The following is a 19,084-nucleotide window of genomic DNA, read 5'->3' on the forward strand; positions in this document are numbered from 1 at the left end:
GGAGTTGCGATGATCGACGGAGCCATGCAGCCCTTCGCGCTGACGCTCGACAAGTTCCTGGCCCATGCTGCGAAGTGGCGCCCCGACGCCGGGGTGGCGACGGCGCGCGACGACGGGCGGGTCGAGAAGATCGGCTATGGCGAACTGATGGCGCGCAGCCGGCGGGTCTCGGCGGTGCTGGCCGGGCTTGGCGTGAGCCTCGGCGACAAGGTGGCGACGCTGGCCTGGAACACTCAGGCCCACGTGGAGGCGTGGTTCGCCGTGATGGGCATGGGCTCGGTTTGCCACACCCTCAATCCAAGGCTTACGCCCGAGCACCTCGGAGCGATGGCGGCGCGTTCGGGCGCGCGGGTGCTGATCTTCAGCGCCGATCTTGCGGATCTGGCGCGGCGGATCGCCCAGCTCGTCCCGCAGGAGGTCCGCCTGCTGGCGATCGATGGGCCGGCGCTGGAGGGCGCCGAGGCCCTGGAGCCGCTGATCGCCGACGCGCCGGACGGCTTCGCCTGGGGTGAGTTTCCGGAGACCGCGCCCTGCGGCCTCTGCTTCACCTCCGGCACGACCGGCGCACCCAAAGGCGTGACCTACACCCATCGGGCCAGCTATCTGCACACCCTGCGGGCCCTGCAGGCCGACTCCATGGCGATCACGGGGGCTGACACGGTGCTGGCGGTGGTGCCGATGTTCCACGCCAACGCGTGGGGGCTGCCGTTCGCCACGCCGGCGGCGGGCGCCAATCTGGTGCTGCCGGGGCGAAACGCCGACGGGGCCAGCCTTGCGCGCCTGATCCGCGCAGAGGGCGTGACGATCGCGGTCGGCGTGCCGACCGTCTGGCTGGGCCTCCTGGAGCATCTCGAGGCCGAAGGCGGCGAGGTTCCGAGCCTGAAGCGGATCGTCGTCGGTGGCGCGCCCATGCCGCCGGCCCTGATGGAGCGGCTGGAGCGTCGGCTCGGCGTCATCGTCCAGACCAGCTGGGGCATGACCGAGCTCTCGCCCTCCGGAACCGTGGCCTCGGCGCACGATCCTGTCCGCTCCGCCGGCCTTTCGGGACGGCCGGCGGTGGGTGTGGACCTGATGGTGGCCGACGCCGAAGGACGGCCGCTCGCCCAGCAACGGAATATCGAAGGCCATCTCCATGTCCGCGGCGCCGCCGTGGTGGAGCGCTATTTCGGCGAGGCGGAGCCTGCGACCAACGCCGAGGGCTGGTTCGCCACCGGCGACCTGGCCCGCATCGACGAGGCGGGCAACCTCGCCATCACCGGCCGCGCCAAGGACCTGATCAAGTCCGGAGGGGAGTGGATCAACCCGGCCGAGATCGAAGCGGTGGTGAGCGCCTTGCCCGAGGTTTCGCTGGCGGCGGTGATCGGGCGGCAGGATCCCAAATGGGGCGAGCGGCCGATCCTGCTGGTGGAGCTGCGCGAACCCGGCGCCAGCGACGCGGCGCTGCTGGCGCCGCTCGAAGGCAAGGTGGCGAGCTGGTGGATCCCCGACGAGGTGGTCCGGCTGGACGCCATGCCGCTCGCCGCGACGGGCAAGATCGACAAGCTGCGGCTGCGGGCGGAGTTCGGCGGCGTCGCGACTTGACGCCCCCCGCGCCCCGACCGAAAGAACCTGAGTGCCAGAACCCTCCAAAAGCCGGCGGACTTCCAAGAAAGCCGAACAGCGCGCCGAGTCGATGGAGCAGATCCTCGATGCGGCGGAGTATCTCTTCTCCAAGCACGGCCTCTATGGCGTCACCTTGAAGGACGTGGCCAAGCGCGTGGGCGTGCACCACACGCTGCTGAACTACTATTTCGAGGACAAGAAGAAGCTCTTCGACGCCGTTTTCGCCCGGCGAGCGGCGGTGACCAGCGAGCGGCGAATGAGGGCGCTGGACGAGTACGACGCGGCGACCGGGGGCAAGCCCACGGTCGAGGGCGCTCTGCACGCCTTCTTGGATACAGACCTTGATCTCTACATTCAGGGCGGCGAGGGCTGGAAGAACTATGGCGCCCTGGGCGCGCTCGTCTCGAACACCCCCGAATGGGGCGCCGAGCTGATGGACCAGCACTTCGACCCGGTCGTGCTGCGCCTGATCGGCCTATTGAAGAAGGCGCTGCCGGACTGCTCCGAGGAAGACATCTTCTGGGGCTATCACTTCGTCACCGGCGCCCTGATGGTGACGCTCGCCCGAACCGGCCGCATCGACAAGCTCTCGGGGGGGCTGTGCCGTTCGGAGGACTTCGTCGCGATCAAGCAGCGCATGGCCCGCTTCATGGCCGCCGGGTTCCTCGAGATCTGCAACGCCCGGGCGGCGTCGCGAACCTGACGGGGGCGGGGGGCGACCCGCGATAATTCAGCTTCTTCGACCTTAGCGGGCCAGCCCCAGGCGTGGGGCGGGGCCTCAGGCCCATCGGGGTCGCGAAGATCACAGAACGCTCAAGCCTTCGCCGAGCGTCGCGGCGAAACGCTCGATGCGCCTAAGCCGCCGCCTTTCGCGTGCCCACGGCGAGCGCGCCGAGTTCAAATCGCCCAATGGCCTCGGCCAGCCTTGCGGCCTCTCCGGCCAGTCGGTGGCTGGCGGCGGTCGACTCCTCGACCATGGCCGCGTTCTGCTGGGTGGCGTGATCCATCTGATTGATCGCCGTGTTGATCTGAGCCAAGCCGAGAGATTGCTCTTCCGCACTTGCCGAGATCGACACCACCAGCTCGTCGATTTCGGCGACTTTCGTCACGATGGCGTCGAGAGCCTTGCCGGTTTGTCCCACCAGCTGGACGCCGATCCCCACCTGCGAGCTCGACTCCATGATGAGGCCCTTGATTTCCTTCGCGGCCTCGGCTGATCGCTGGGCGAGCGCGCGCACCTCGGAGGCGACCACCGCAAAGCCGCGCCCGGCTTCGCCTGCACGCGCAGCCTCCACTCCGGCGTTGAGGGCCAAGAGGTTCGTCTGGAAGGCGATCTCATCGATGACCCCGATGATCTGCCCAATCTGGCCGGCCGAGGCTTCGATTTGTCCCATGGCCGCCACAGCCTTCGCCACGACCTCGGCGGATGCGCCGGCGACGCCCCGCGCCTCGCCGACCACGCCGGCAGCGGATTTGGCGCCCAGGGCCGACCGCTTGACGGTGGCGGTGATTTCATCGAGCGAGGCCGCCGTCTCCTCCAGGCTTGCGGCCTGGGTCTCGGTGCGGCGGGACAGGTCAGAGGCCGCCGCCGAGATTTCCCGGGCGCCTGAGCCGATTGAATCGGAGGCGGCAACCACATCCTGCATCGCCTGCGACAGCACATCCAAAGCGGTGTTGAAATCGGCGCGCATCGGTTCGAACTGAACGGGAAAGACTTCGCGGATGCGATAGGAAAGGTCGCCGGCCTGAAGCCGCTTGAGGGCCTCAGCCAGCCCTGACATCAAGGCCTGGTTCTCGCGCTCCACGGCCTCCCGCATCGCGCGCCGGTCGGCGCTGGCGCTAAGCTCAGCTGCTTGTGCGGCCTCCGCGGCGGCGCGCGCGCTCTCGGCTTCCTTCAGGGCAAGATCAGCCCGCTGAAGACTTGCGGCCGACGTCGTAAACATCTGGGCGATGTTCGAGGAGGCCCAGATCAGAACCCCGGCCTCGCACAGCAGAATGACGGCGTGGACCACGACCCGGCCCAGGTCGCCGCCGCCGGGGAACACCGCGGCGGGCAGGATGAAGCTCAAGAGGAGATGGTGAACGGCGACGACGGCCGTCCCCAGCGCGATCACTCGCCAGTCGCAGTAGATCACGAGGGCGGCGAGCGCGGCGAAGTAGGCCATATGCATGTCGATCTGCCACGGCTGCCCGGCCAGAGCGGCGACCAGCATGGAAACCTCGCCCATCAACGCCACCGCGATGGTCAGGCGGGTCGCTTCGGGGGCCGCATGCAGGCGCCAGGTCAGAGTGGAGGCGGTGGCGAAGCCTGCTGCGCCCAGCCCAAGCCCCAGCCATGGCGCTTTCGCGACCAGGGCGCTGACCACGACCACGAGGCAGAGCACCCAGAGCGTCCCCACCATCAGTCTGTCCGCAAATCGCCGTTGTTGTTCGATGGTTGAAAACATGGCTGTGAACCTAGACCGCAGGACGACAGGAGAGCGCCCCGAAGGGCCGAAAGACGAGGAGAGCGCCGGCCGATCGCAGTCGATCGCCAATATCGCCCTGCTGCGCGCGTACGATGACGACATGCGGGGAACGGGCCGTCGCCACGACGTCGCCGGCCTCGTCGGCCGCTGCGATCACGTGGCTTTCGCTCCACCAGGGCGGAAAGAGCGCCGCAGCTTCCGCCGGGTCGACGGGGTTGAAAGAAAGCCCCGCCACCCCGAACGCGCCCAGCACGGCAAGGCTGATCGCCGGCGCCCAAGCCGAAGACTTGGGATCGCGAGGTTTGGAAAGCTCATTCACATTACCATCCTCGCCCGACCATCCTTTATTTCGAGTTACTGCTGTAGGGGCATGTCATCTCGGCTGGAGGCGAGGTATCAACATGAAGTTGCGTTGAGGTCGTGGTTTTCAATTCAGAAGCGCAAAAGAAAAGCCTTTGGATGTGAATCGCCAATTCTCGCCTTCTTTGCCTGACGCGGGGTAAAGCGCGGCCGCGCGAACTTTGCGGTCGCACTTCCGAACCTCGGCTCGGGGCCAAGAGACCCAGGATGACGGGTGCGTAACACCGGACGATCCTCGCCGAGGACCCGCGGCGGCGTCGGAAGAGCCAGGGCGAAAAGTCCCACGAGCCGAGGCTGGCGTTCTCCTCGCCGCCGCGTTAGCAGACCGCCCGATGATCCGCCTCGACAACATCTCCAAGCAAAACGGCCACCAGATCCTGTTCATCGAGGCTTCGATGGGCGTCCAGAAGGGCGAAAAGGTCGGGCTTGTCGGCCCGAACGGCGCCGGCAAGACGACGCTGTTCCGCATGATCATGGGTCAGGAGCAACCCGACGACGGAGTTGTGGCGATCGATCCTGGAATGACGATCGGCTATTTCAGCCAGGACGTCGGCGAGATGTCGGGCCAGAGCGCGGTCGCCGCGGTGATGGACGGCGTCGGTCCTGTCAGCGCCCTGGCCACGGAAATGGCCAGTCTCGAGGCGGCCATGGTCGACCCGGACCAGGCCGACCGGTTGGACGCGATCATCGAACGCTATGGCGAGGTGCAGGCGCGCTTCGAGGAACTGGACGGCTACGCGCTGGAAGCCCGCGCGCGGGAAGTGCTGGCGGGCTTGAGCTTCAGCCAGGAGCGCATGGACGGCGATGTCGGTCTCTTGTCCGGAGGCTGGAAGATGCGCGTGGCGCTGGCCCGCATCCTACTGATGCGGCCCGACGGCATGCTGCTGGACGAACCCAGCAACCACCTCGACCTGGAAAGCCTGATCTGGCTTGAGGCTTTCCTCAAGAGCTACGACGGCGCTCTGTTGATGACCTCGCACGACCGCGCCTTCATGAACCGCATCATCGGCAAGGTGGTGGAGATCGACGCCGGCGACCTCGTCACCTATTCGGGCGATCTCGATTTCTACGAACAGCAGCGCGCGCTCAGCGAACAGCAGCGCCAGGCGCAGTACGAGCGCCAGCAGGCCATGCTGGCCAAGGAAATCAAGTTCATCGAGCGGTTCAAGGCGCGCGCCTCGCACGCCGCCCAGGTTCAGAGCCGGGTGAAGAAGCTCGACAAGATCGAACGCGTCGAGCCGCCGCGGCGTCGTCAGTCGGTCCAGTTCGAGTTCAAGAGCCCGCCGCGGTCGGGCGAGGACGTGATCAGCCTGCGCAATGTCCACAAAGGCTACGGCGCCCAGTCGATCTACGAAGGCCTGGATTTCCTGGTGCGCCGCAAGGAACGCTGGTGCGTGCTTGGCGCCAACGGCGCCGGCAAGTCGACCCTGCTGAAACTGGTGGCGGGCGCCGCTGCGCCCGACGAGGGCTCGGTCAGCGTCGGGGCCAGCGTCAAGATGGGCTATTTCGCCCAGCACTCGATGGACCTGCTGGACGGCGAAGAGACGATCTTCGAGTCTCTGGACCGCTCGTTCCCCCAGGCGGGCCAGGGTGCGCTGCGCACTCTGGCGGGGTGCTTCGGTTTCTCCGGTGACGATGTCGAAAAGCCTTGCCGCGTATTGTCCGGCGGCGAGAAGGCGCGCCTGGTCATGGCCAAGATGCTGTTCGATCCGCCGAACCTGCTGGTCCTCGACGAGCCGACCAACCATCTCGACATGGCGACCAAGGAGATGCTGATCGCGGCGCTGGCGGATTTCGAGGGGACCATGCTCTTCGTCTCGCACGACCGCCATTTCCTGGCGGCCCTGTCGAACCGCGTGCTGGAGCTGACGCCTGAGGGCGTCCATCAGTACGGCGGCGGCTATTCCGAATATGTCGCCCGCACGGGCCAGGAAGCGCCGGGGCTGCACCCAGAAGGGTAGGGCTGTAGGCTCCTCATATCGAGCCGATTGCAGCGTCCTCGCCCGCTCGGGAAAAAAATCGAACGCCGTGTCGCGGCGCCCGCCGTCCGTTCGTCCTCGGGATACGGAAAGCCTGGAGCGTGACCATGCCGAACATCACCATCACCGCCTTCGAACGCTCGCCTGATCGCGGCAAAGGACTTGCCCGGGACATGCGCGTCCGCTGGGCGCTGGAGGAGGTGGGCCAGCCCTATGAGGCGCGGCTTCTTTCGTTCGACGCGATGAAGAAGCCGGCGCACCTGGCCCGCAATCCCTTCGGGCAGATCCCGACCTATGAAGAGGGCGACCTGGTCCTGTTCGAGTCCGGCGCCATCGTGTTCCACATCGCCGAGCGCCACGCCGGGTTGTTGCCGGACGATCCCGACGCCCGGGCGCGGGCTGTGGCCTGGATGTTCGCCGCGCTCAACACGGTGGAGCCGCCGATCTTCGAGCGCGACATGGTTCGCATCCTTGAGCGGGACGAGCCCTGGTTCGAGCGGCGCCTGGCGGCTCTGGAGGAGAACATCCGCAAACGGCTAGGCGAGCTTTCCGCGAGCCTCGGCGAGGCCGACTGGCTCGAGAGCGAGTTCAGCGCCGGCGACCTTCTGATGGTGACGGTGCTGCGCCGTCTGCACGGATCCGGGATCCTGGAGGACTATCCGAACCTCTTGGCCTATGTGGCCCGGGCCGAGGCGCGGCCGGCCTACCAGCGCGCCTTCGCCGACCAGCTCGCGGTCTTCACCGCCGCCTCGGGCGGCCGATGAACGAAATCGCCGAGGGGAAGCCCCTGGGGCCGCCCCTCGGCAAAGAGGTTTCACGCTCTGCGGGCGAGCGTCAGGCCGCCTCGAACGCCGGCGCGTTATCGGCGAACGGGGCCAGCTGCGCGTCCAGCGCACGCTGGAATGCGGGCCTTGCCTCGCACCGGGCGAGATAGGGGCCAAGCACCGGATCGGCGGTGACGATGTCGGTATGCCGCAAGAGCCGCAGCACGGTCGCCATCATCAGGTCGCCGATGGTGAAGCGGTCCTCGAGCCATTCGCGGCCGGCGAGGCGCTTGGCGAGCGAGGAAAGCTTCATGCGGGTGAAGGCTTCCTGGCCTTCGCGGCGCGCCTTGGCCCAGTCCTCGTCCTTGTAGAAGATGTCGATCAGCACGAGGTTCTGCACGTGCGGTTCGACGGAGTTGAGCGCCGCCAGCACCCATTGGATCGCCTTGGCGCGGCCGGCGGGGTCCTTGGGCGCCAGCGCTTCGGAGCGATCGGCGAGGTAGATCAGGATCGCGCCGCTTTCGAACAGCTTCAGGCCGTCTTCCTCCAGAACCGGAACCTGGCCCCAGGGCTGGATCGCCCGGTACTCGGGGGTTTCGGGATCGCCTTCGCCGAGCAGGCGCGCCTCGTAGGGGATGCCGGCCTCTTCCAGCGCCCAGCGGACCCGCAGGTCGCGGACCAGCCCCTGCGCGAAGTCGGGCACCCACTTGAACGCAGTGACGGTGATCATGATGAAGCTCCTTGCGTCTTGGCCTCGACGTAGGCCTGCTGGCGGTCGAGCAGCCCGCTCCAGCCCGCGATGTGGCTGTCGCGCCGCTCCACCTCGGTGAACGGGGTCTGGTGGAAGGTCTGGATGGTCCCGCCATGCGCCTCGGCGAAGGTCACGGTGACGATGGTCTCCACGCCGCCGGCTGGCCCGGAGTCCCAGGTGAAGGTGAAGACGATGCGGCGGTCGCGCTCGATCTCCTGATAGACGCCGCCTTGCCAGTTCTCGCCGTAGTTCTCGGAGACGAAGCAGGCCCGCCAGGCGCCGCCCTCCCGGAACTCGTGGCTGAAATGGGTGCAGCGGCAGTCCCGGGGCGCCCACCAGTTGGCCCGGTGGACCGCGTCCTCCCACATGCGGAAGACCAGCGGCAGCGGCGCGTCGAAATGGCGGACGATCAGCAGTTCGTCGTCCCGCAGCGGCATGCCCGGATCGGCGACGCCGGGGCGGGCCTCAGTTCTTGCGTCCATCGGGGTTTCCTTTCGTGAGCGTCGCCAGATAGGCGTCCATCTTGTCGAAGCTGCCTTCCCAGAACCGGCGGTAGCGGGCGAGCCAGCCGTCCAGGTCTTTCAGCGGGCCGGCCTCCAGGCGGGCGGGCCGCCATTGGGCTTCGCGGCCGCGCGAGATCAGCCCGGCCTGTTCCAGCACCTTCAAGTGCCGCGACACGGCGGGAAGACTGATGTCGAACGGCTCGGCGAGCTCGTTCACGGTCGCCTCGCCCTCGGCGAGCCGCGCCAGGATCGCGCGCCGGGTGGGATCGGCGAGCGCCGAGAGCGTCGTGCTCAAGGGATCGGTTGGGGCCTGCATTCAGGCGCCTCCTTGATGGGGTGTCGGCGCGGCCGTCCGGCGCGGCCGCTCGAGTCTTCGCAACCACGGCCCCGCATGGAACAGGCTCATCAGCAGGTACATGGCGGTCATTCCGTCGAGCGGCGCGCCGGCCGGCGCCTGGCACAGAAGGTCCGCTGGTCCACCGCCGCCCGCCGCGGTCAGCGCCGCCATGGCGGCGAAGGCGGGAGCGGCGGCCAGGCCAAGATATTCCGCAGCCCGGCTCATGACCTGGCCGCGGCGCTCGCCGCCCGCATCGCCGCTTCGCCGGCGCCCGACACCTCGACCCATTTCGCGTCGGGCGCCGCGTCGGGTTGATATTGATCGCGCCAGTTCCACCATTGGTAAGGCGGGGTCTGGGGATAGCCCTCGGGGGAGTCCTCCCAGGTCTCCTGCCGACCCAGTGCGGTGAGGTCGAGATAGCTCCAGACCGTCCCCACCGCCTCATCGCCGCGGTTGTTGATGAAGTAGGTGCGGAACACCTGCTCGCCGTCGCGGATGAAGACGTTGTGGCCGTGCCATTCGTCCACGCCGAAGTCTGCGTCGAAGCTGTCGGTGGTCGTGTACCAGGGCATCTTCCAGCCCATCTTCGCCTTCAGCCGGAAGATGTCGGCCTGTGGAGCGCGGGAGGCGAACACCAGCGTCGTGTCGCGGGCGTTCAGGTGCTCCAGCCGCGACACCTGGTCGGCCAGCATCGAGCATCCGCGGCAGGCGTGATCGGGCCAGCCGTGCACCCCCGGCTCGAAGAAGGCGCGATAGAGGATCAACTGCCGCCGGCCTTCAAACAGGTCGAGCAGGGTCGCGCGGCCGTCCGGCCCTTCGAAGGCGTAGGCCTTGTCCACCGCCATCCAGGGCATGCGCCGACGCTCGGCGGCGAGTGCGTCTCGCGCGCGGGTAAGGGCCTTTTCCTGGCGGAGCAGACGGAGGCGGGCGGCTTCCCATTCCTCCTGCGTCACGATCGGCGGCGTCTGCATGGCGGCTGATCCTTATTTAAGTGTCGTGTTAATTAGCGTAATCGTTAAATACTAGGGGCGAGTAGGTGTCAAGCCGACAGCGCGCGGGAGGTGGGAGCCTAAGTGGCCGCTCCAGGGAGGCGAACCTCCGTCCGCCTGAGCACGCCTTGGCATAGGCAAGCCGCCGATGGAGATGCAGGACTTCTACCTGCTATGCAGGGCGCTGGGAGTCGATCCCGCCGCCCTTTTCGGGCGCGCGGCCTGACCCAAGGACGCACGATGGACGAAGATTTCCGGCGCGACGCGCTCGAGTACCACCGCCTTCCCAGGCCCGGGAAACTGGCCATCGAGGCCACCAAGCGCATGGCCAACCAGCGCGACCTGGCGCTGGCCTATTCCCCTGGGGTGGCGGCTGCCTGCGAGGCCATCGTCGCCGATCCGGAGGCCGCCCGCGACCTGACCGCGCGGGGCAACCTGGTGGCGGTGATCTCGAACGGCACGGCGGTCCTGGGCCTGGGCGATATCGGACCCTTGGCCGGCAAGCCGGTGATGGAGGGCAAGGCCGTCCTCTTCAAGAAATTCGCCGGCATCGACGTGTTCGACCTGGAGGTGGACGCCTCCGATCCTGACCGCTTCATCGAGGTGGTGGCGGCGCTGGAGCCCACCTTCGGCGGCGTCAATCTGGAGGACATCAAGGCCCCGGAGTGCTTCGCCATCGAGAAGGCGCTGCGCGAGCGCATGGGCATTCCCGTCTTCCACGACGACCAGCACGGCACGGCCATCGTCTGCGCCGCGGCGGTGCGCAACGGGCTGCTGCTGCAGGGCAAGGACCTGAAGAACGTCAAGCTGGTGACCTCGGGCGCCGGCGCCGCGGCGCTGGCCTGCGTGGACCTCCTGGTCGCCATGGGCTTGCCGGCGGAGAACGTCACGCTGACCGACATCAAGGGCGTGGTCCATGCGGGCCGCGATCCCGACATGGCCCCGAACATGGCCCGCTATGCGCGGGCCACCGACGCGCGCAGCCTGCCCGAGGTGCTGTCGGGCGCCGACGTCTTCCTGGGCCTTTCTGCGCCGCGGGTGCTCAAGGCCGAGTGGCTGTCCCTGCTGGCCGAACGGCCGCTCATCCTGGCGCTGGCCAATCCGGAGCCGGAGATCCTGCCCGAACTGGTGGCGGCCGCGCGGCCGGACGCCATCGTGGCGACCGGTCGCTCGGACTATCCCAACCAGGTCAACAACGTCCTCTGCTTTCCTTTCATCTTCCGCGGCGCGCTGGACGTGGGCGCGCGCCAGATCAACGAGCCGATGAAGCGGGCCGCGGCGGAAGCCATCGCCGAACTCGCCCGCGCCGAGGCGAGCGACGTGGTGGCCTCGGCCTATGGCGGCGCGGCGCCTCTGTTCGGCCCCGAGTACATCATCCCCAAGCCGTTCGATCCTCGCCTGATCCTGGTGGTCGCGCCCGCGGTGGCGAAGGCTGCGATGGAATCCGGGGTCGCCGCGCGGCCGATCGCCGACTTCGACGCCTACCGCCGCGAGCTTGAGCGCTTCGCCTATCGGTCCGGTCAGTTGATGCGTCCGGTCTTCGCCCGTGCGCGCGAGAGCGCTTGCCGGGTCGCCTATGCCGAGGGCGAGGACGAGCGGGTGCTGCGCGCGGTGCAAACGGTGCTCGACGAGCGGCTGGCCAAGCCGGTCCTGATCGGCCGCCCCGACGTCATCGCCCAGAAGATCGGCGCTCTGGGCCTAAGGCTCAAGGTTGGCGGGGACGTCGAGGTGGTCGACCCGGCGGATGAGGCCGCGATGGCGCCCCTGGCGGCGAGCTATCACGCCCTGGTGGGTCGCAGGGGGGTCTCGCCCCAGGCCGCCGAGCGCAGGCTGGCGACGAGGCCGACCGTGGCTGCGGCCATGCTGCTCCATGCCGGACGGGTCGATGCGGCCCTGGTCGGCGGCGGCGGCGACTGGTGGCGGCACTTCACCTACGCGCTGCCCATCGTGCCGCGGCGTGCGGGCGTCAGCCGCGTCTACGCCCTCTCGGCGGTCATTCTGCAGTCGGGGCCGCTCTTCCTCTGCGACACGCACGTGAACGTCGAGCCCACCGCCGCGCAGGTGGCGGAGATGACCCAGCTCGCCGCCGAGCAGGTGCGCCGCTTCGGCGTGGCGCCCAAGGCCGCGCTCCTGTCGCACTCCAACTTCGGCGCCAGCAATTCGCCTTCGGCGCGGAAAATGCGCGAGGCGCTCGCGCTGGTGCGGGCCCAGGCGCCGGAGCTGGAGGTGGACGGGGAGATGCACGCCGACGCCGCGCTCAGTCAGGCGCTTCGGGCGCGGCTGGTGACCGACAGCCCCCTGACGGGGTCGGCCAACCTTTTGGTGATGCCCTCGCTCGATGCGGCGAACATCGCGCTCACCCTGTTGAATGCGGCGGCCGATGCTCTGTTGGTCGGCCCTATCCTGCTGGGCCTTTCCAAGCCGCTGCACGTGCTGGCGCCCAGCGCGACCGCCCGCGGCGTCGTCAACATGACCGCGCTCGCCGTTTCGCAGAGCGCGCTGGGGGAGGGGGAGGGCCTCTAGAGTATCCTGGGCCGCCGCATAGGCGGTTGAGTTGCGCGCGGCGACGCCAAGCTTCCAGGGGCCCGCAAACCTGCCGCGCAATGCACAAGCCCCCTTGACGACCGAAACGTTATAACATTTCAGATCATCCCGCTAATCGCAGTCGGGGATGGCAAGGTGAGACGTTTCTGGATGGCCGGGGCCGCGGCCCTCGGGTGGAGCGGGTTGTGCGGGCAGGCTCATGCCGATGCGATGCAGGAGCGCACTCCCGACGTGGCGGAGCTGGTGGTCACCGCCACCGCCACGGCGCGTACGGTTGCGGACACGCCGGCCTCGGTTTCGGTCATCCGTCGCGAAGACCTGCTGGCCCGGCCGGTCCAGGATCTGAGCGACGCGCTTCGGGGCTCCACGGGGCTTGCGATCACCGGCGTGGGCATGACGCGGCGGGGGATCAGCTTCCGCGGCATGCAGGAGGAGCACACCCTTGTCCTCATCGACGGGCGGCGGGTGAACGCCTCGGCCGACGCGGTGGCGCATGCGGACTTCGACCTCGGCTGGACGCCGGTCGAGGCCGTCGAGCGGATCGAAGTGGTCCGGGGGCCGCTGTCGTCGCTCTATGGGTCCGACGCTCTGGGCGGTGTGGTCAACATCATCACCCGCAAGGCCACCGACGCCTGGAAGGGGAGCGCCATCCTGTCCGGCCAGACCCTGGACGCGGGCCATGGCGGGGACACCTATCAGCTCGGCGCCTATGCCGGCGGGCCCGTCGTGCGCGACCGCCTGGGCCTGAGCCTGGTCGCCGAAGCCCGCGGCCGCGACGATGTCCCGACCGGGGCCGATCCGAAGATCTCCGCCCTCGAAGCGCGAGAGGCGCGCACGCTCAGCGCCACCCTGAGCTGGACGCCCGACGCGGCGCAGCGGATCGATCTTTCCTACCTGCGCGGCAAGGAGGCGCGTCGGCGCGACACCGTGACCTCGGGCGCGCGCCCTGCCTACTACGTCTATGAGGACGACATCCGCCGCGATCACGTCTCCCTTTCCCATTCCGGCGCCTGGGCCTGGGGCGAGACGGCCTTCAAGGCTTATCGCTCCGAGCTCGAACGCGAAAACGCCGTCACGACCGGCACGCCCACCCGTCCGACGCGGCTTGTGGACAAGATCGTGGACGGGCGCGTTTCGATAGAGCCGCTGGCCCGTCACCGCCTGACCTTCGGAGGCGAGCACCGCTGGGAGCGCCTGGACGACGCCTCCGCCAGCCGATCTGGCAGCATCGAGGCCAAGCGCTACGCCCTCTTCCTGCAGGACGAGGCGCAGCTCACGGACCGCTGGTCGTTGGTCGCCGGCGCGCGGTTCGATCACCATCCGAAGTACGGCTGGCAGACGAGCCCGCGGGCCTACACCGTCTTCCACGTCACGGACGCCCTGACCCTCAAGGGCGGCGTCGGGCGGGGCTTCAAATCGCCCACCCTCAAGCAGCTGTCGCCGGAATATTCCGCCGTCGGCGGCGGCGGCCTCTTCACCATCTTCGGCACGCCGACCCTGGAGCCCGAGATCGCCACGGCCTACGAGGCCGGCGCGGAATACCGCACGGGCGGCGCCTTGCTTCGCCTGACGGTGTTCCAGAATGATGTCACGGACCTGATCGAGACCTATTGCGTCTCCTCGTGCGGCATCCGCGGCCGCGAGATCCGCAACTATCGGAATATCGCCGAGGCGCGCATCCGTGGCGTCGAGCTCTCCGGCGAGGCCGACCTGCCGCACGGGTTCAATGTCGGCGCCAACTATACCCGCCTTGAGACCGAGGATCGGGGAACGGGTCTTGAGCTGGCCGAACGCCCCGAGCACAGCGCCAATGCTCGGGTGAACTGGACCGCCGGCGGCTTCCGCGCCCAGGGCCGGATCGAATACGTCGGCGAGCAGACGGCGGTGGCTAGCGGGGTGCGATATCGCCTGCCGAACTACACGCTCGTCTCGGTCGACTTCAGCCAGCGCCTGACCTCGAACCTGACCGTGCGGGCCGGGGTGGAGAACCTGACCGACCAGCGCCTGGCGGAGAAGAACAGCCGGTTCACCTATGTCGAGCCCGGCCGGCGCTTCCACATGGGCCTCAACGTCAGCTTCTAGATGCGGCTCGCCGGCGTCCTCATTGCGCTCGCAGCGCACCTCCTGCTGGCGGTCGGTCCGGCCTCGGCGCAAGGCCGTGCGCCGATGGTGCGCGTCCTCGCCACCGACTTCGTGCTGCCGGGCAAGATCGCCCGCATCGCCGAGCTGGGCGCGGGCGAAGGCGTCGGGGTGACGGCCGCCTATGTCGAAACCGGTGATCCGGCCCAGTGGCTGGAGGGCGCCGACCTCGTCATCCTGGACACCCCCCGCGCGAACGATGCGGCGGCGGTCCAGACTCGGGCGGACGAGGCGCTGGCCGCATCGGGCAAGCCCTGGATCCAGGTTGGCGGCGGCCCGCCCCGCTTCGGCGGACTACCGCCGGAGGTCGCCCGCCGGATGATCGGCTATTACGCCGGCGGCGGGGCGGAGAATTTTCGCGCCCTGATGGCCTATGTCCGGACCTGGCGATCCGGCGGAGATCTGGCGACGGCGCCTCCGCCCATGGCTCTGCCGGCGCACGGCGTCTATCACCCCGACGCTCCGGGCCCTATTACGAGCGTCGAGGCCTATCTGGCTTGGGGGGAGGGGCGTTGGGGCGTGGGCGCGCCCGTCGTCGCCGCGGCGATCTCCTCGTCGATGCTGAGCGGGATGCAGACGGCGCTGGCGGACGCCGTGGCGCGGCGCGCCGAAGCCAAGGGGATGATTCCTGTCGTCTTCTGGTTCGATGCGGCCGATCCGCAAGGGATAAGCAAGGCTCTCGGCGGCTTGCGCCCCGCGGTGCTGGTCAACATGACCCACATGCAGAATGGGGCCGCGCGGGCCGCGGAGTTCCTCGCCCTGGATATCCCGTTCCTGCAGACCATCACCTATCGCGAGGGCGGGGCGGAGGCCTGGCGCGCCTCGCCCAGCGGCGTCTCCACCCAGAGCGCCGCCACCTTCCTGGCCGTGCCGGAAGCCTGGGGCCTGTCCGATCCGATGGTGGTGGCGGCGATCGAGGACGGAGAGCCGAAACCGATCCCCGACCAGTTGGACGCGCTCCTGGAAAAGGCGCGGCGCCTGGCCGCCCTGCAGACGACGGCCGCGGCGGACAAGCGCCTAGCGCTGATGTTCTGGAACGCGCCGGGCGGCGAGAAGAACCTCAGCGCCTCGAACCTCAATATACCCCGGAGCCTCGCGGCGCTCACCCGGCGCCTGGGCGAGGCTGGATATGACGTGCCGACGACGGAGGAGGCGGATCTGGTCGCCGCCGGGCAGGCGCTTCTGGCGGGCTACTACCGCCCGGAAACCCTGGACCGGCTGCTGGCGGAGGACCTAGCCGTCACTTTCCCGCTTAAGGCCTATCGCGCCTGGTTGGCGGAGCTTCCGGAGGCGCGCCGCCGTGAGGTGCTCGAGCGCTGGGGCGATCCGGTCCGGCATTGGGCGGTGCGCACGGTGGCCGGCGAGCCGGCCTTCGTCATTCCTCGCCTGCAGCTCGGCAAGCTGATGATCCTGCCGCAGCCGCCGCGGGCGGACCGTGTAGGGGAGGCCTATCACGATGTGAAGCAGCCGCCCGGCCACCTTTATCTGGCCACCTATCTCTATGTCCGCGAGCGCTTCCAGCCGTCGGCCCTGGTGCACTTCGGCACGCACGGAACCCAGGAATGGACGCCGGGCAAGGATCGCGGCCTGGCCCTGCACGACTATCCCTTCCTGGCGGTCGGCGACCTGCCCGTGTTCTATCCCTACATCCAGGACAATATCGGCGAGGCGATCCAGGCGCGCCGCCGGGGCCGCGCCGTCACCATCAGCCATCAGACGCCGCCCTTCGCGCCGGCCGGGCTCTATGACGAGCTGCGTGACCTGCACGCCCTGGTGCACGAGTATCAGCAGCTCGATCCGGGCGGGGTGCGCGATGCGACAGCCGATCGACTTCGCGGGGCCGCAGCCAGGGCGGACCTTGACCGGGACATCGGCTGGACGCAGGCCCAGGCGCAGGCCGACTTCGAGGGCTTCCTTCAGGCCCTCCACGACCATCTTCACGAGCTGGCCCGAACGGCCGCGCCGCTTGGGCTGCACACCTTCGGCGAGCCGGCCTCGCCCGAGCATCGCCTGACGACCGTCATGCAGCAGCTGGGCGAGCCCTATTACCGGCGGCTGGGGCTCGATCCGCTCGAAGTGTTCGCCGAAGACCACGAGGCGGTGAAGCGCTCGGCGCCTTATCGGCTGCTGGACCGCCACCTGCGCGACGGCGCGCCGCTGGACGAGATCGCCGACCCGCAACTTCGGGCGATGATCGCGCGCGGCCGCGAACTCGACGCACATCTCGCCGAGACCGGCGAGGTGGAGGCGCTGCTGGCCGGGCTGGCCGGGCGCTTCGTGGCTCCCGGCGCGGGCGGAGATCCGGTCCGCAATCCCGACGTGCCCAGCGGGCGCAACATCTACGCCTTCGAGCCGGACAAGATCCCAACCCAGGCGGCCTATGAAGCGGGCGGCAAGGCCTTCGCTCAGCTCCTGGAGGCCTATCGCGCCGACCACGGCGGGAAGTCCCCGGGCAAACTGGCGTTTTCCATGTGGTCGTCCGAGACGATCCGCACCCTGGGCGTGGTCGAGGGGCAGGTCCTCCACGCGCTGGGTCTGCGGCCCGTCTGGGATCGGGCCGGGCGCGTCGAGCGCCTGGAGATCGTTCCGGCCGCGGAGCTGGGGCGTCCGCGGATCGACGCGGTGCTGCAGATCACCAGCGTCTACCGCGACCAGTTCGACGGGATCATGCGGCTCTTGGGCGAGGCGATCGAGCAGCTGGCCGCCCTCGACGAGCCCGGCAACGCGGTGGCCGAGAACAGCCGGAGGCTCGCCGCCGAACTCGTGGCTCAGGGCCGCAGCCCACAGGAGGCGGCCTCGCTTTCGGCCCTGCGCCTCTTCAGCAACGCGCCGGGTGACTACGGCAGCGGTCTGCCGGACGCCGTGCTGGCGTCCGACAAGTGGGAGGAGACAGCCCCCCTGGCCGACACCTTTCTGACCCGCCTGCAGTACGCCTACGGGGCCAAGGCCTGGGGGGCGGAGACGCCGGGAGCCAACCTCTTCGCCAGTCAGCTCAAGGGGGTCGACGCGGCGGTGCTGTCGCGGTCGAGCAACCTGCATGGCCTGCTCTCGACCGATCACCCGTTCGAGTACCTGGGCGGCCTTTCCCTGGCGATCCGCACAATCAACGGCGAGAGCCCCAGCCTCTACGTCACCGACCTGCGCCGCCCGGAAGGGAAGGTCACCGGCGCGGCCAGGCTGCTGAGCGAGGAGATGCGCGTCCGCTATCTCAATCCGCACTGGATCGGGGCGATGAAGGCCGAAGGCTATGCCGGGACTGTCGAGCTGGTGGGCGTGGTCAACAACCTCTTCGGCTGGCAGGTCACCGATCCGGCGATGGTGCGCCCCGATCAGTGGCAGGCGGTTCACGATACCTATGTGCGCGACATCCGCGGACTTGGGGTGAACCGCTGGTTCGAGCAGGATAATCCGACGGCGCAGGCCCAGATGATCGAGCGGATGGCCGAGGCGATCCGCAAGGGATACTGGTCGCCCGACGCGGCGACGAAGCGCGAACTCGCCGAACGCTGGGCCGAGCTGACCATGCGCCATGCCGCCGACAAGGGCGCGATGGCGACGGCGCAGTTTCTGGAGACGCTCGCCGGCGGCTTTGGCCTTTCCGGGCGCGCCGCGCCCGCCGCTCCGCCGCCGGCCAAGGCCCCTGCTGAGCCGCCGTCCCCGACATCCGATACGCCCGCTGCAACGCCGCCGCCGACCGTCCGCGGTCAACTGCTTCAGGAGGTGAGACCGCCAGCCGCGCCGGCGGCGCCCGACGACCTCTGGGGAGCCTTGGCCGCGCTGGCGGCGCTGCTCCTCGCCGGCGGACTCTGGCGGATGCGGGCCAACCAAAGACTTCAACGCGTGGAGTTCGTCCAATGAACGGTCTGGAGGCGAGCCTGTTCGAGCTCGCCCGTCTCTTCCTGCTGCCCGCCCTGGGGCTGATCCTGCTTTCCCTCGCCTTCGCGCTCTTTGCGTTGGGCGGCTTCTTGGTCGAGAGCCTTCAGCGGCGCACGGGGCGATACGCCTCCGTGCTGGCGGCCCATCATGCGCGAACGGGGGCTGCGAGCGACGATCTCGAACTTTGGGTGATGAAGCGGCTCGAGCCCCTGAGGATCGTCTCGCGAAGCGCGCCCATGCTGGGCCTGGTGGCCACCATGATCCCCATGGGGCCAGCGCTTCTGGCGCTGGGGGAGGGCGATGCAGGCGCGGTGGGCCAAAACCTGGTCGTGGCCTTTTCCGGCGTCATCCTGGCGCTGATCGCCGCCAGCGTGGCGCATACGGTGCTGACCGTGCGGCGGCGGTGGCTGCTCGAGGAGCTGCGCCTCGTCGAGCGCCGACTGGGGGCGGCTTGATGCGCTTCCTCGAAGAGGACGACGACGATCCGATCCTATCGGTCGTCAACCTCGTGGATCTGTTCGTGGTGATCATCGGGATCTTGCTGATTCTGATCGTGCAGAATCCGCTCAACCCGTTCAGCAGCGAGAAGGTCGTGGTGGTGCGCAATCCCGGCGAAGAGACCATGAGCATGATCGTGAAGGACGGCCAGGAGCTCACGCGCTACGAGTCCAGCGGCGCCATCGGCGAAGGACAGGGCGAGAAGGCCGGCGTCACCTACCGCTTGGCCGACGGCAAGCTCGTCTATGTGCCGGAGGAGTGAGGTTGCACAGGG

General features: G+C 68.7%; 16 protein-coding genes. 9 read left to right on the forward strand and 7 right to left on the reverse strand.

Annotation, left to right across the window (positions count from 1 at the left end):
• The first annotated feature begins 9 nt into the window (after positions 1–9).
• Together ACK41C_RS17545 and ACK41C_RS17550 are read left to right on the forward strand one after the other, a co-directional pair.
• On the forward strand, positions 10–1,581 hold the full coding sequence (locus tag ACK41C_RS17545) for an AMP-binding protein (protein ID WP_409656892.1): 1,572 nt from the start codon (positions 10–12) through the stop codon (positions 1,579–1,581).
• A 91-nt stretch (positions 1,582–1,672) separates the two neighbouring features.
• Positions 1,673–2,305 (forward strand): TetR/AcrR family transcriptional regulator, encoded by a 633-nt coding sequence (locus ACK41C_RS17550; RefSeq protein WP_409656895.1) that lies wholly within the window; start codon positions 1,673–1,675, stop codon positions 2,303–2,305.
• Between the two features lie 151 nt (positions 2,306–2,456).
• Here the strand turns inward: ACK41C_RS17550 and ACK41C_RS17555 are convergent, their stop codons facing one another.
• Together ACK41C_RS17555 and ACK41C_RS17560 are read right to left on the reverse strand one after the other, a co-directional pair.
• Positions 2,457–4,139, reverse strand: a complete 1,683-nt coding sequence (locus ACK41C_RS17555) for a methyl-accepting chemotaxis protein (protein WP_409656898.1) — start codon at positions 4,137–4,139, stop codon at positions 2,457–2,459.
• A complete protein-coding gene (locus ACK41C_RS17560) occupies positions 4,060–4,389 on the reverse strand; it encodes a hypothetical protein (RefSeq protein WP_409656901.1) in 330 nt (109 codons plus the stop codon). The genes ACK41C_RS17555 and ACK41C_RS17560 overlap by 80 nt, the downstream gene beginning before the upstream one ends.
• Before the next feature lie 373 nt (positions 4,390–4,762).
• On the opposite strand from ACK41C_RS17560, the gene ACK41C_RS17565 reads away from it, so the two are divergent.
• Together ACK41C_RS17565 and ACK41C_RS17570 are read left to right on the forward strand one after the other, a co-directional pair.
• A complete protein-coding gene (locus tag ACK41C_RS17565; protein WP_409656904.1) occupies positions 4,763–6,391 on the forward strand; it encodes an ABC-F family ATP-binding cassette domain-containing protein in 1,629 nt (542 codons plus the stop codon).
• Between the two features lie 125 nt (positions 6,392–6,516).
• Positions 6,517–7,173 carry a glutathione S-transferase family protein gene (locus tag ACK41C_RS17570; protein WP_409656906.1) on the forward strand — a complete coding sequence of 219 codons (657 nt, stop codon included), beginning with the start codon at positions 6,517–6,519 and terminating at the stop codon, positions 7,171–7,173.
• Between the two features lie 70 nt (positions 7,174–7,243).
• Here ACK41C_RS17570 and ACK41C_RS17575 read toward each other — a convergent pair whose 3' ends face one another.
• From ACK41C_RS17575 to ACK41C_RS17595, 5 genes are read right to left on the reverse strand one after another with little or no spacing between them, the layout of a single operon-like run.
• Positions 7,244–7,903: a glutathione S-transferase family protein gene (locus ACK41C_RS17575; protein WP_409656909.1), complete on the reverse strand. Its 660-nt coding sequence runs from the start codon at positions 7,901–7,903 to the stop codon at positions 7,244–7,246.
• A complete protein-coding gene (locus tag ACK41C_RS17580; RefSeq protein WP_409656912.1) occupies positions 7,900–8,406 on the reverse strand; it encodes an SRPBCC family protein in 507 nt (168 codons plus the stop codon). Before ACK41C_RS17580 ends, ACK41C_RS17575 begins: the two co-directional genes overlap by 4 nt.
• Entirely contained in the window at positions 8,390–8,743 is a 354-nt protein-coding gene (locus tag ACK41C_RS17585; RefSeq protein ID WP_409656915.1) for an ArsR/SmtB family transcription factor, read from the reverse strand. Before ACK41C_RS17585 ends, ACK41C_RS17580 begins: the two co-directional genes overlap by 17 nt.
• Entirely contained in the window at positions 8,744–8,989 is a 246-nt protein-coding gene (locus ACK41C_RS17590; protein WP_409656918.1) for a hypothetical protein, read from the reverse strand.
• Entirely contained in the window at positions 8,986–9,735 is a 750-nt protein-coding gene (locus ACK41C_RS17595) for a DUF899 domain-containing protein (protein ID WP_409656921.1), read from the reverse strand. The genes ACK41C_RS17590 and ACK41C_RS17595 overlap by 4 nt, the downstream gene beginning before the upstream one ends.
• A 258-nt stretch (positions 9,736–9,993) precedes the next feature.
• Between ACK41C_RS17595 and ACK41C_RS17600 the strand changes: the two genes are divergently transcribed.
• The 5 genes from ACK41C_RS17600 (at position 9,994) to ACK41C_RS17620 (ending at position 19,072) form a co-directional block, all read left to right on the forward strand.
• Positions 9,994–12,276 carry an NADP-dependent malic enzyme gene (locus ACK41C_RS17600; protein ID WP_409656924.1) on the forward strand — a complete coding sequence of 761 codons (2,283 nt, stop codon included), beginning with the start codon at positions 9,994–9,996 and terminating at the stop codon, positions 12,274–12,276.
• Between the two features lie 156 nt (positions 12,277–12,432).
• A complete protein-coding gene (locus tag ACK41C_RS17605) occupies positions 12,433–14,379 on the forward strand; it encodes a TonB-dependent receptor domain-containing protein (RefSeq protein WP_409656927.1) in 1,947 nt (648 codons plus the stop codon).
• A complete protein-coding gene (gene cobN, locus ACK41C_RS17610; RefSeq protein WP_409656930.1) occupies positions 14,380–18,294 on the forward strand; it encodes a cobaltochelatase subunit CobN in 3,915 nt (1,304 codons plus the stop codon).
• Positions 18,291–18,767, forward strand: a complete 477-nt coding sequence (locus ACK41C_RS17615; RefSeq protein WP_409656933.1) for a MotA/TolQ/ExbB proton channel family protein — start codon at positions 18,291–18,293, stop codon at positions 18,765–18,767. The genes cobN and ACK41C_RS17615 overlap by 4 nt, the downstream gene beginning before the upstream one ends.
• A complete protein-coding gene (locus ACK41C_RS17620) occupies positions 18,767–19,072 on the forward strand; it encodes a DUF2149 domain-containing protein (protein WP_409656936.1) in 306 nt (101 codons plus the stop codon). The genes ACK41C_RS17615 and ACK41C_RS17620 overlap by 1 nt, the downstream gene beginning before the upstream one ends.
• Positions 19,073–19,084 lie beyond the last annotated feature (12 nt).

It is taken from the genome of Phenylobacterium sp. (genome assembly GCF_046290725.1).
In the GTDB taxonomy this organism is placed as follows: Bacteria; Pseudomonadota; Alphaproteobacteria; order Caulobacterales; family Caulobacteraceae; genus Phenylobacterium.